This is a genomic window from Clostridium ljungdahlii (genome assembly GCF_001636845.1).
Lineage (GTDB): Bacteria > Bacillota > Clostridia > Clostridiales > Clostridiaceae > Clostridium_B > Clostridium_B ljungdahlii_A.
Genome location: NZ_LITT01000023.1, coordinates 196,952 through 210,049 on the forward strand (window position 1 = coordinate 196,952; position 13,098 = coordinate 210,049).

The 13,098-nt window shown below is 30.1% G+C and carries 9 protein-coding genes and 1 riboswitch; of the genes, 8 read left to right on the plus strand and 1 reads right to left on the minus strand.

The genetic code is table 11. The features are described 5' to 3' along the window. Nucleotides 1-3 precede the first annotated feature (3 nt). A riboswitch (cyclic di-GMP riboswitch) is annotated at nucleotides 4-87 on the plus strand. Between the two features lie 165 nt (nucleotides 88-252). The 8 genes from WY13_RS10650 to WY13_RS10685 all read left to right on the plus strand — a co-directional run bounded on the left by WY13_RS10650 (nucleotide 253) and on the right by WY13_RS10685 (nucleotide 10,462). Next, nucleotides 253-1,965, plus strand: coding sequence for a methyl-accepting chemotaxis protein (locus WY13_RS10650; protein ID WP_063555638.1), 1,713 nt, complete (start codon nucleotides 253-255; stop codon nucleotides 1,963-1,965). An 87-nt stretch (nucleotides 1,966-2,052) separates the two neighbouring features. Further along, nucleotides 2,053-2,991 carry a glycosyltransferase family 2 protein gene (locus WY13_RS10655; protein ID WP_063555639.1) on the plus strand — a complete coding sequence of 313 codons (939 nt, stop codon included), beginning with the start codon at nucleotides 2,053-2,055 and terminating at the stop codon, nucleotides 2,989-2,991. A 23-nt stretch (nucleotides 2,992-3,014) separates the two neighbouring features. Then, on the plus strand, nucleotides 3,015-6,071 hold the full coding sequence (locus WY13_RS10660) for a 6-pyruvoyl-tetrahydropterin synthase-related protein (protein WP_063555640.1): 3,057 nt from the start codon (nucleotides 3,015-3,017) through the stop codon (nucleotides 6,069-6,071). Between the two features lies 1 nt (nucleotide 6,072). After that, nucleotides 6,073-6,696: a Firmicu-CTERM sorting domain-containing protein gene (locus WY13_RS10665; protein ID WP_063555641.1), complete on the plus strand. Its 624-nt coding sequence runs from the start codon at nucleotides 6,073-6,075 to the stop codon at nucleotides 6,694-6,696. Beyond that, a complete protein-coding gene (gene xrtG, locus WY13_RS10670; RefSeq protein WP_063555642.1) occupies nucleotides 6,693-7,289 on the plus strand; it encodes an exosortase family protein XrtG in 597 nt (198 codons plus the stop codon). Before WY13_RS10665 ends, xrtG begins: the two co-directional genes overlap by 4 nt. Next, a complete protein-coding gene (locus tag WY13_RS10675) occupies nucleotides 7,276-8,640 on the plus strand; it encodes a TIGR03111 family XrtG-associated glycosyltransferase (RefSeq protein WP_347459267.1) in 1,365 nt (454 codons plus the stop codon). The genes xrtG and WY13_RS10675 overlap by 14 nt, the downstream gene beginning before the upstream one ends. 56 nt (nucleotides 8,641-8,696) lie before the next feature. Then, a complete protein-coding gene (locus WY13_RS10680; RefSeq protein ID WP_063555643.1) occupies nucleotides 8,697-9,920 on the plus strand; it encodes a GGDEF domain-containing protein in 1,224 nt (407 codons plus the stop codon). Between the two features lie 50 nt (nucleotides 9,921-9,970). Further along, on the plus strand, nucleotides 9,971-10,462 hold the full coding sequence (locus tag WY13_RS10685) for a 6-carboxytetrahydropterin synthase (RefSeq protein WP_063555644.1): 492 nt from the start codon (nucleotides 9,971-9,973) through the stop codon (nucleotides 10,460-10,462). A gap of 42 nt (nucleotides 10,463-10,504) precedes the next feature. Here WY13_RS10685 and WY13_RS10690 read toward each other — a convergent pair whose 3' ends face one another. Continuing rightward, nucleotides 10,505-12,682, minus strand: a complete 2,178-nt coding sequence (locus WY13_RS10690; protein ID WP_063555645.1) for a methyl-accepting chemotaxis protein — start codon at nucleotides 12,680-12,682, stop codon at nucleotides 10,505-10,507. Between the last annotated feature and the right edge of the window lie 416 nt (nucleotides 12,683-13,098).

Here is a 13,098-nt window from a genome sequence, read left to right on the forward strand (position 1 = left end):
TGATAATGTAAAGGAAACTATGATATATATGCCGTAATTTGGGTATCAGACATATATGGAGTTAATGATACAACCGACCTTACATCTATAATCTATAGGTGTGAGGTTTTACTTTTACAATTTAATAATTTCCATATTTGTAAATAATGTAGTATTGATTTATATTATTTATTGAGGTGGAAATTTAGTAATATATTTAAGTTTTATGTTATTTAGGATAAGTTATTTAATATCTTACGAGGGGGAAATAATATGAGATGGTTTAATGATTTAAAAATTAAACAAAAACAGATTATAGGCTTTTTTATGGTAACTTTATTCGTTGTAATTGTAGGAACAGTAGGTTTGGTGAACATGTATAACATAAATAAAGGTTCCAATCAGATGTACAGTGTGGATTTAGAAAATGTTAAAAATCTTGACAAGTTTGATGCTGATATAATGCATCAACGCTTAGAACTAATAAATCTTGTTGAAAGCAAAGATAAAGATAAGGTTCAGGATACTGTAAAAAATATAGCTCCTTATCAAAATAAAGATAACAGTATATTAAATGATTATAAAAACTCTGATTTGACTTTGCAGGAAAAAAATTTAGTATTTAAGTTGGAAAGTCAATTGATTGACTGGAGAAATATATGTAATAAAATTATAGAACTTATGGGTCAAGGAAAATATGATGATGCCATGAATGCAAATAAAGAAGCAGCTACTTATAGAGATAAATTAACTTCTACTATTGAGCAGTTGACTCAAAGTGCAGTTCAAAAAGCCAATGATAAGAATAGTAGCAATATGTCTATATATAATGAGTCATTATATATGATAATGATAATTACTCTAATTGGAATAGTTGTGGCTTTCTTTTTAGGAAATAAGATTGCTTCATCAATTTCAAAAGAAGCAAATAATATTTTGAAATTTACAGATGCTATAAGTCAGGGTGATTTAAGTAAATCCATTCAGTTATTAAGTAAAGATGAAATGGGGATTATAGCTAGTGAGTTGGGTAAGGCTAATAAAAATATTAGAAATTTGATACTTGAGATAATGCAGAGTACTGAAAGTATAAGTGCTTCTAGTGAGGAGTTATCTGCTACTACAGAGGAAATCTCTTCTATGATGTCGTCTGTAAATGAGTCTACGTCACAAATAGCAGGTGGATCTGAAGATTTAAGTAGGATTACAGAAGAAATAAGTGTTTCTTGTGAAAAAATGGAACAAAATACAAATAAGCTTACCCAAAAAGCAAGTGAAGCTACAAAATCTTCAACAGAAATAAAAAAACGTGCTGTGGACATAAAGGAAAAGGCAGCTCAAAGTATAGAAGAAGGGAATGATATATATAATAAAAGAAGAGAGGATATTATAAATGCTATTGAAAAGGGCAAAGTAGTTTCAGAAGTTAAAATTATGGCAGCTTCTATTGGTGATATAGCAGAGCAGACAAATCTCCTAGCGTTAAATGCAGCTATTGAAGCTGCAAGTGCAGGTGAGCATGGTAAGGGATTTGCGGTAGTTGCAGATGAAGTTAGAAAACTGGCAGAAGAATCTTCACAAGCAGTTGAAAATATAAATAGAATGGTACTTGCGGTGGAAGATGCTTTTAATAATTTGTCTGACAGTGGCAAAGAAATTTTGAATTATATGTCAAATAGTGTTAAACCAAATTATCAAATTCTAATGGATACAGGACTGCAGTATGAAAAGGATGCAGAATTTATGAATAAAATATCAGAGGAAATTGCTGTAGCTTCAAAACAGATGAGCGAGATGGTATCTGAGGTGAATGGTGGTATTCAAAGTGCAGCAGCTACTGCACAGGAGTCTGCAGCTGGATCTGAGGAAATTTCCAGTAGTGTAAATGAGGTTACTAAGGCTATTTCTGATATATCTGGTTCTTCTCAAAGTCAGGCAGAACTTGCAGAAAAACTGACAGATATAGTAAGTCAATTTAAAATATAAAAATTCGAATATTAAAGTAAGAAGTGTGTGCATAAAATTATTTATACCTAATATTATAACTACAAATTGATATAAGGGGTTGAGATTATGGTTTCCATAATTATACCAATATATAATGAAGAACTGCAAGTATATTCTAATGTAGTTAAAATAATGTCAATTTTATTAGAGAATAATATAGAACATCAATTTGTATTAGTCAATGATGGATCTACAGATAACTCTTCTAAAGAGATGAATAGATTGTGCAAGGATTACGATAACATATTCATTATTGAATTAAGCCGTAATTTTGGAAAAGAAGCTGCTTTATGTGCAGCCTTAGAGCATGTATCGGGAGATGCTTGTGTCATACTTGATTGTGACTTGCAGCATCCCCCAGAATTAATACCTGAGATGGTGCGTCTTTGGAAGGAACAAGGCTATGATGTGGTAGAAGGAATTAAATTGGAGAGAGGAAAGGAACCTTTATTTAGGAAATTTGCTGCGTCAACGTTTTATGATTTGTTCAATAAAGTGTCAGGCATAAACTTAAGCAGTGCATCTGATTTTAAATTATTGGATAGAAAAGTAATAGAGGCGTGGAAATCAATGCATGAATCAATTACTTTCTTTCGAGGTATGTCAGCCTGGGTGGGATATAATAGGATTCAAATCCCCTTTGAGGTCCAAGCTAGAACTAGCGGTAAGTCTAAATGGTCACTTGGTAAGCTAGTAAAGCTTGGAATATACTCTGTTACTTCTTATACATCACTGCCGCTGTATATAGTTGCTTGGTTAGGTATTATAATGATGATTGTTGACTGCATTTTATTTGTACAAACATTGTATATGAAATTTAATGGTAAGGCTTTTACAGGATTTACTACAGTGATAATTCTGATACTAGGAATTGGAAGTTGTATAATGATAAGTTTAGGAATTATTGGCATATATATATCTAAAATATATGGCGAAGTAAAGAGAAGACCTAGGTATTTGATTGCAAAAAAACAAGGAAAAGAATTCTATTACAAAAATCAATAGGAATCATTAGGTGGTGATTTTTAGTGAAGTTTCAAGGATATAAGTATAAATTTAAAATAAATATTTCTCACAGTGTTTTAATAAATAATAGACGTGGAAACTTACATTCACATACGTTTGAAATTTCACTTTTCATAAAAATTATCAACGATGATTTTGCCTTGTATGATGATGTGGAAAAAATAGTACAAGAATTCTTGAATATTTATGATGAAAAAGAGTTAAACTTGATTAAACCTTTTGATAAGATAGAACCGACAATTGAAAATGTAGGAGATTTATTATACGTTCGGCTTAAAGGAATATTGAAGAATAATAATATGATACTTATAAGGTTAGAAATTAGTGAAACTCCTGCAAGGATTTATGTTGTAAATTATGATGAAAATCATATAAAAGAACCAGGTTACGAGAAAGAGTTTAAAAGCTATAAAAAAAGAATGACAAGAATAATTATTAATAATATTTTAAATACTACAGCTAAACAATTAACAGATGATTTAAAAAATTCAAGTAATACTATTGTTGAAGGAACATGGATACAAGAGGATGATAAAAAGGAAAAAGTTATAGAAAAGAAAAATACTATAAAAATAAAAGAAAGTAAAAAGGCTCCTGACGATATAAGACATAGTGGAAAAGTGAGAAAAAACAATTATGTGTTTTTAGAGATATTGGGACCAATATCTGTTTTGCTAATTGGAACAATAGTACTTTTACTTTGCATAATAAAAACAGGAGGATACCCTTGGGGTGCGGATACTTATGGCCATATATTTAAAGGAGACTTGTTATACAAAAGCATAAAAGAAGGCAATATATATCCACTTTTTACTCAGTTTTGGTACAATGGTGTACAACCATTTAGGTATTGGGGACCACTTTCCTATTATGTACTTGCTGGATGTGAATTTATTTCCGGTGGCAATCCCATTAATGGGTATGTAATTTTTATTGGGTATTCATTTTTTATAGGAGGTTTAGGGTGGCTGCTGTGGGGTATACACCAGAGAAGAATATTACTTTCCTTAGTTTTTGGAATTCTATGGTTTTTTCTTCCGGAAAATATAAGAGTGCTTTTTGTTGCTGGAAATATACCTAGGGTTATTATTGCAGCACTTATACCTTACTTGTTCTATTTTGTATGGAAATTTGTAAAGGATGATGATAGATCTTCTATTATACCTATTGCACTGTTTATGTGTGCTATAATAATGTGCCATTTAATGATAGGGGCTATGGTAGGAATCGCTTCATTTATATTTTTATCCCTTTATTCTATAATGAACAAGAAAATTGAAAAAAGCGTTCATGTTATATTAACAATGCTTTTATCCTTTGCAATTTGTGGAATTTGGATTTATCCTGCTTTAAAGGGCGGACTGGTTTCTATGGATAGCGGGGCTACTTCCTCTCAGATGATGGAGCTTTTGGCTACCCCATTTACTATCTCATTGAATCCATTTTTAAGATTATTTGGTATAGTAGATAGAGAATATTTTTACTATGGGCTGTCAATTTTGATTATATCGATTTTAGGAATATTTGTTTCAAATAAAAAAAGTGCACCCGGATTTGTTACCTCTATAGTGATATTTCTGGGAACAACTACAGCTTTTGTACCTATGCTTGAAAAGATGCCCTTTAGTCAGCTATTGTGGATGGTTAGATTTACTCCTATAGCCTATGCATTATTTATTATCAGTTTATTGAATTGGACAAAATGTAAAAAATATTTTATGATTATAATGGTGGTTTTAATAGCTGCTGACAGTTCTTTATCATTTAATCTTTCATTATACCCACAAATTAAATCCGCTGAAGTAGACAATATTTTAAGTTCAGCTAAAAATATTACAAAACAGAGAATTGCACTGCTCGACGACAGTACATTTGGGGCATATCCATCTTTCTATATTTGCAGTGAAGATAAGAAAATTTCATATTCCTATGGTTGGGCATGGCAGGGTGCGGCAACGGCTCAAAATATTGTGCTTTTAAATACTGCACTTGAAAAAGGCTATTACAATTATATGTTTGACAGATCCCTTGAAATGGGATGCGATACTGTTGTTGTAGCCAAAGCACCTATGAAAAAGGATAAAAGAGATTTTAACATTATAAATAATGCAGCAAAGTTCTCTCAATACACCTTATACAAAGAGACAAGTGAAGGTTATGTATTTCATAGAAAAGCTTCGGAAAACTTTGGGGTAGTAACAAAATATTCCGGTTTGTGTATAGGGCGTTCTGCATCGGATATACCTCTTGAATATCCTTCTTTTGAAATAGGATCTTCCTGGAATATTGAAGATTATACATTAGATGAACTTAGTAAATATAAAGTGATTTATCTTTCAGATTTCCGTTATAATAGTAGATCTAAAGCAGAAAATATGGTTTCTAAACTAAGTAGTATGGGAATAAAGATTATTATAGATATGAATAGAATTCCGGCAGATACAATTACAAATCGTATGGTTTTTCTAGGGGTCACGGCCCAGCCTATTACGTTTAATACAAAGATGCCTGACATGTTTTTTAACGATAAAAAGTATGAAAGTGTAAATTTTAAAGATGAATATAAAATATGGAATACAGTTTATTTGGATAATGTTCCTCAGGTTACAGGATTCTCCTGGGTCAACGGCAAAAAAGTTCCTTTTCTCGGAAGTGGAAAAGGAAAAAATAAAAATATAACTTTTTTAGGCTTTAATTTAATGTTTCATGGAATGGAAAATGATGATAGCAGGGTATTAGCTATAATGAATACAGTGATGGGAACAAAATCTTCCATATTGCCTGAACGAACTCTTGTGCCTATAAATTTAAAATATGGACAAAATTCAATTACTATAGATTCTCCTAAAAACAATGTCAATACAACAGTTGCATTCTTGGATGCCTATAAAAGTAATAGTGGCCAAATCTATGCAAAACAAAATCTTTTGAATGTAAATAAAGGTGAAACTAAAATTAGAGTTACTTATCCCTATTTATTTCAAGGAATAGCTGTATCTGTAATAGGACTACTGGGGTTTGCATTTTTCATTATTTATATATATAAAAGGGTGGTCTAAAATGAAAAAGATAATTACAATTATATCTGTACTCCTTATATCTGTAATGTTTTTATATCCTCTAAAAGTATATGCTGCTGACAGTGGGGTGACACTAGATGGATATTTTGATGACTGGATTGATAAACCAAGCCAAAAATTATATTATTGGCAGGGAGCAGTTCACACTGTGAAGTGGTATTCAGATGATAAAGACTTATATTTATATATAAAAATGGCAACTGTAGGTGGGCAACAGTTGAATAACTATATAATAATGTATTCTGATAATAATGGCATTCAAGGAAACTTGACTATACAGGTTGATAGACCGTCCAAAGGACGTATATCTATTTATAATTATAGCATGGATTACAGGCCGTTTTCTACAGACGGATACGTAGTACGTGGAAGCAACATCGACGGAAAAACAAGTGATCAGGGTGAGTTTAGAATACCTTTAACTATTTTTCAAAAGGACGTCAAAGACCAAATGACTACCTTAAATCTTCGGTTTCCTAATTTAGGTAACCAGGGTATAGCATTTCAAGTAGGTAGTACTTATCCTTACATGGGAGTTTCTATAGGTGTCTTGATTGTTGCTTCTGGATTTTTTATCTATCGTAGAAAGAGAAAAATAGAATGAAGATATTAATATGTTTTTTACTAATTGTATGGATATATTTAATAACAGTTTTTACGAGGGCTAAATTGCATTTCTTTAAATTTGTGGTTGGATCTGTTGGTTTGTTTTTTTTCATGATGGTGATTTTACAGCCTTATTTAGTAAATATATTAAGTCGTTCAGTTGCAGCAGCTTCGGGTATTATGGGAGATGTCACAGGATGTTACCAGGCTTTTTACCAGTATTCGCTTATACTTATACAAAGTGGAGGGTCAGCTATATCCATGTATATAGACTATGAGTGTTCAGGAGTAATAGAGATACTTGCTTTTACTGCACTTTTATGGTTCTTTCCTCTATATAATACACTGGAAAAAATAATGTACAATATAATAGGAGTGGTTTGGATATTCGTGGCAAATATAATTAGAATTTTTATTATTTGCATACTTGTATATTATTATGGTAACAATATTTTTTACTTTGCTCATACTATATTTGGAAGAATAGTTTTTTATGCCTTGTCAATAATTTTGTACTTTTACGTATTTACCAGGTCTCAAATTAAAAGGCAAAAGGTAGGTAATGTTTTATATGGAGATGATATTAAGTAAAACCTTTAAGGAAATGATTTTTTGGATGGCGTGGATTATAATACCTTTTATAATGGAAATCGTGCCTTCCATTGTAGGATTTTTTATTCTAATTAAAAAGAAAATGTCCCTAAAAAAGGAATGCTTTTCAGGAAAACTTCCGGAAATAACAGTTATTGTTCCTGTATATAATTCTGCACAAACCCTGGAATCTTGCATTAAATCCATATATGAATCTAATTATCCTACTGGACTTATAGATGTGATGCTTGTAAATAATATGAGTAGTGATAATAGCTTCGAAATTTTTACAAAAAGCCAGAAAGAATTTGAAGGGCTGTCTATGAGGTACTTAAATGCAAAACAAGGTAAATCAAAAGCACTTAATATGGCACTTTTTAATAGCGGAGGAAAATATATAATTCACATTGACAGCGATGGCATACTTGAAACTAACGCAATAAGGAATATGGTTGTACGTTTTGAACAAAATCCACATATCCACTGTATGACTGGTGCAATTTTAACTGATGCCAAATATATAGAAAACACTAAAACTTCATTTTTAAAGTTAGTAAGAAGGTGTGAATTTTTTGAATATGCTCAAGCATTTTTAGCAGGAAGAAATTTTGAATCGGAGCTCAATAGTATATATACTTTATCTGGGGCCTTCTCAGCATTTAGAAAATCCACAATTTTAAAAACTCAGCTCTATAATAGTGAAACTGTATGTGAAGATACCCAGATAACTTTTCAAGTCAGACATTTATTAAAGAAAAAAGTATACTTGTGTGAAAATGCACTTTTTTTTGTTGAACCTATCGATAATTTTAATAAACTATATACCCAGCGTCAGCGTTGGCAGCGTGGCGAAATGGAAGTTTCACATATGTTTTTAAAGGACAAGATCTATTCAGCTGGAGGATTTTTTAGCAATTTTATGATAAGAATATTGATGTATGATCATACATTTGCGTTTCCTAGGATGATATGGTATTTTGCCCTTATATTTCTTCTATTTATGGATTATCCCCTTTATCTTATCTTAGGATCTGTATTTGTAATATATTTATTATATGTTCTATCTGCATTTTTATTTTATCTAAATGTAAGGGTATATCTTGCAGAGTATAAGGATATAAGGAAATATTATTCTGCAAAAGTTTATTTGATTGTTTTAATGCCCCTATTTAACTTTATGATATTTTGGATAAGGTTTGCAGGAATTATTAACAGTATAAAGCTTGAGAGTAAGTGGAAGACACTGAATTTAAAAGAGGAGTATATAGCCTTTTGCAATGTAAGTAAGTCGGATTTTCAAAGAGTATTTAAAATAATAGACAAAGTAAGAAGGATAGTCAATAATCCATGATATTGCATTGGAGAAATAAAACTAAGATCATAATTTGAAGAGAGGAAACTGCATTGATGATGAAGAAAAGAGCATCAGAAAATTATTTGATAAAAATACTTCTAATCTTTATAATAACTGTAGCTTTTATTTCAGCATTGTGGCTTGACATATTTTATGAAATAGGCAATCATAAAAAGAATATAATAGATGCTTTTTCAAGAGAGCAATATTCAACAACTAATCAATTATCAGACAGGCTACAGGAAAGTTTAAATGATTATGTACAAAATAAGGGACTTACATTACATTTGGCAGAAGAAAAGGCTATAAGCGAGATTATTAAAAAGGAGATAAATTCTCAAAATAAATATGTGTTTTTTTATAATAGCAAGCATATTTTATTTGAAAGAAATTATTTAACCACTGCAGAGTATAAAGGTAAAGGATTAAAAGATAGTTTTAATTTATGGGAATATAATGGCGGCAGTAACTTGGATGAAGTAAAAAATCTCATGAACTCTGGGATAAGTGGTAAAGGTGAAATTGTAAAGGACAGTAAAAAGGGAAAAGAAATTGTTTCCTGGTGCTTTTTTAAAGTATTAAACGATAAATATGTTATAGGAATGTCAACTTCAGAAGATTATCTATTTAGAGAGACTTTATTCAATCAGCACGTTGTAAGGTTATATATTCTTGGTGGAATAGCTACTATGGCAATTATAATACTTTCAGCAGCTTTTTCACTATACCTGTATTTCATGTTTAAAAAAGTAAAGAGCCTCACAAACCAACTTAAAAACAAGAACATTCAAGTACAAAACTTTGTTTCTGCAATAAGTCAGGTGGAGAAAGCTGCACGTAAGGCTACCATATGTGATCTACTTACAGGAGTGTATAATAGAAAGTTTTTTTATACCATCCTTCCTAAAATGAATGAGAAGTTATTTTTTCCTATTACAGTAATTAGAGTAAGTATAGAAGGTATAAAAAATGTAAATAATGTTTTAGGTCGTGGAAAGGGTGATGAGGTATTAGTAGAACTAGCAGAAATACTTTTAGAAAGTTGTAATGAATCTGATATTGTTTCAAGAATAAGTGATAATAAATTTGTACTGATTATGATTAACACAGATAGAGAAGCTGCTTTCAGAAAAGTAGATGAAATAGGAGAAAAAATAAGAAGTAGTTTTATCGTTCCTATATGTAGTATATTTTTTGGAGTTGCAGTAAAAACATCTGAAACGCAAAATTTATTTAGAATTTTAAAGTATACAGAAAAAAATATTAGGCAACTGTAATTTGAAATACTTGAAGTATAACTACTATGAGGAAATGGAGGAATAAACTTTTGAAATATAACCAATATAGATTTAAATTTTACCTCAATGCATCACACTCTATATATCTAAAAGGTATTTTGGGTGAAGAACACCCGCATACTTGGGAGATTACCTTAGATACAGTTAAGTTAGAAGATAACTTTATTATTTTTAATGATATAGAAAAGAATATTGAAGAATACTTGCAAAAGTTTCAAGATAAATATATTAATAACATTACTCCATTTAATACGTTGAATCCAACACTTGAAAACATATGTGCATATTTTAAAGAATGTTTTGAAAGCTTGCTAATAGAAAATAAGTGGCTGCTGCTATCTATAGAAATAAGTGAAACTCCAACACGATCATATATTATTGATGTTTCTGATGAAATTAACTACAATAATATTTCACATATTAAAGACAAAGAAAAATATAATTGGAATAAGGGTATTTCCATTGTAAATCAGGAGATTGATCGGATCACAAAATTAGTTATTGATAAAAATAAGTCATAAAAATAGATTCATGAAAGTAAAATATTCATGAATCTATTTTCTTTAGCTTATCTTAAATGCTCCTACCATTTCTTGAAGGTTGTCAGATGAATATTCTAAAGTATCACTTATTTCTTTTAACCTTGTTGTTTTGCTCAGTATTTCTTCAAGTAAATTCAGGGATTCCTCACTACTGCTAGTACCTTTAACTGTTCTTCTATTTATTTCATCTGCAGCTTGATTTATATTTACAACCATGTTGTCTACATCTTCGCTTTCTTTATTAGTTATTTGGGATATATTGTCCATTTTTTTGTTTATATCTTCTATGTTTCCTATAATATATTTGAAAGAACCTATACTATCCTTTACACTGCTTGTAGAACCTTCAACTTTAGAGTCAATTTCATTAATTTGATGGAAAGTATTTCTAATTTCATTTTGAATATTGATAACTAAGGTACCTATGGATTTTGTTGCGTCCTCTGTTTCAACAGCTAACTTTGATATTTCTTCAGCGACTACTCCAAATCCCTTTCCTGCTTCACCAGCTCTTGCTGCTTCTATAGTGGCATTTAATGCTAGGAGTTGAGTTTGATTGCTGATGCTGTTTATTGTAGTAACTGCGTTGGTTATAGCATTTGAATGATCTCGAAGTACTGTTATTCTAGTAAGGGTTTTTTCCATAGCTTTTTCTAGATCATTTATAGAGTTAAGTATATTGTTAAAATAATCATTGGCTTTTACTGCACGATCACTAGTATTTACAATCTTGTCTGTAACCTCGTTTATAAGGGTATCCATTTCCTGTATTGATGCAGACAGATTATTAAAGTGTTCTTTAGTACTTTGAAACACATTATTTTGCTTTTTAGAAACATCCACCAGACCATTAACGGTTTTAGCTATTGTATTCATATTATTCTTTACTACATTAGTTAAATTGGAAACTACTTCAACAGAGTCTTTTGATGTTTTGGAAGAAATACCAACTCTCTTTATCATAGACATTTGATTATTTATAAATTTGTTGAACCATCTTGAAAGCTCACCTATTTCATCGTAAGAAAGTTTGTCTACTCTTTTTGTTAAATCTCCTTTACCTTCAGCTATCATATGAAGTATATCTACAGTTCTGTTTAACGGTTTTACCACTAATTTTTGTGACACTGCATAACTTACTAAAGTAAGTATACACCATGCTAGTATGGAGGATATGATTCCAGCACCAGGTTTTAAAGAACAAATTGTACTATTTACAGCTATAACCAAAGCTGAAGCAATTGATATTATAATAGGTATTCTTAGATTTATACTTTTAAAGTTATATATTTCAGATATGTCCCCTTCACACATCATGCCCCAAGTTTCATTGCTGTAAGGAGGAGTTATAAGGGTACCTTTACCACCTACAAGTATATGTCTGTAATCAGGATAGCCTGGCCAGGTGTCTAGGTTTTCACCATTTTTAATGGTATTTTTAACTCCCCGGTGTAGATCTCCTGTTTCGGGATCTGTAAATCTTATTTCAAATTCTGTATGTTTTTTAATTTTAACAATACTTCCTTTAGAAGTCCTTACACCATCTTTAAGATTTTCTCCTTTAGTAAAAGTATTATCTTCAAATCTACTTCTGGATATAGCAGTTCCAGGTAATATATCTCTGTCTGTTTTTACCATAAATAAATAATTATCACCGGAATCCTTGTATATATGTGTATCTTCATCCTGGATTACATTGCTCATATCATCGTTGAGTATTCTTCCTATAAGTATTCTTTTATTACCAGAAGAATTAATATAAGGTGTAGAAAATAGTAAAGTTACTTCATCTGCAAATTTCTTTTTGGATAAATCTATGTCTAAAGTATGCGCATCCTCATAAGGACCATACATGAGTTTTTCATTTTTTATGCCACTTTTATAACTAGGGAAAGTACTCATATCAATACCTATATGGTTTTTACAAGTAGAATTTAATATTTTACCACTTTCATCTAATATGAATAGCTCACAGAAATCCTCATATTGATTTAATTTTTTATTAAGTTCCTGTAGTAAATTACTGCCATCTTCATCAAAGTTTTTTATGATATTTTCTGTGTTCTCAAGCTGCATCCATTTGTCTTTAAACCAATTGTCGAGTGCTTTTTTTCTTCCTTTTGATATACCTTCAAATACCTGTCTAGATTGACTTTTGATTTTTTTATTTAATGAATACATTAATCTTAATTTTATCATAAGCTGCCCCCTTTTGCTAAATAATACAGTTCAGATTTTTAGCATAGATAAAATTTATTTATATATTAATAAGTACTCTAAATTATTATTGTATAATATATTCTACATAATTTTAATAATTCCTGTAAATTTTATAATAAAATTTAGTAATTATTCATTAAATAAAAAAATTGAAATTGAAATTTGTTTTTAATAATGATATTTGCATTTACTCTTCTAACAGTTGAAATGAATAATTTAAACTTATAATATTCATTAATAGTAATTAGTATATTTCTTAATCTTATATACAATACTGAAACATATAGGAATAAATTCTTATATGCATATTAATGAATTAAATTCTGCAATTGTTAATAAAAACATACCATTCATAATAAATTATTAAAATTTTAATATTACTATTGATAATGTGC

What these genes read in the sequence shown, in the direction of transcription:
- xrtG (WP_063555642.1), top strand. Translation starts at nt 6,693, where the DNA reads ATGAAGATATTAATATGTTTTTTACTAATTGTATGGATATATTTAATA.
- WY13_RS10650 (WP_063555638.1), top strand. Translation starts at nt 253, where the DNA reads ATGAGATGGTTTAATGATTTAAAAATTAAACAAAAACAGATTATAGGC.
- WY13_RS10680 (WP_063555643.1), top strand. Translation starts at nt 8,697, where the DNA reads ATGATGAAGAAAAGAGCATCAGAAAATTATTTGATAAAAATACTTCTA.
- WY13_RS10665 (WP_063555641.1), top strand. Translation starts at nt 6,073, where the DNA reads ATGAAAAAGATAATTACAATTATATCTGTACTCCTTATATCTGTAATG.
- WY13_RS10690 (WP_063555645.1), bottom strand. Translation starts at nt 12,682, where the DNA reads ATGATAAAATTAAGATTAATGTATTCATTAAATAAAAAAATCAAAAGT.
- WY13_RS10655 (WP_063555639.1), top strand. Translation starts at nt 2,053, where the DNA reads ATGGTTTCCATAATTATACCAATATATAATGAAGAACTGCAAGTATAT.
- WY13_RS10675 (WP_347459267.1), top strand. Translation starts at nt 7,276, where the DNA reads ATGATATTAAGTAAAACCTTTAAGGAAATGATTTTTTGGATGGCGTGG.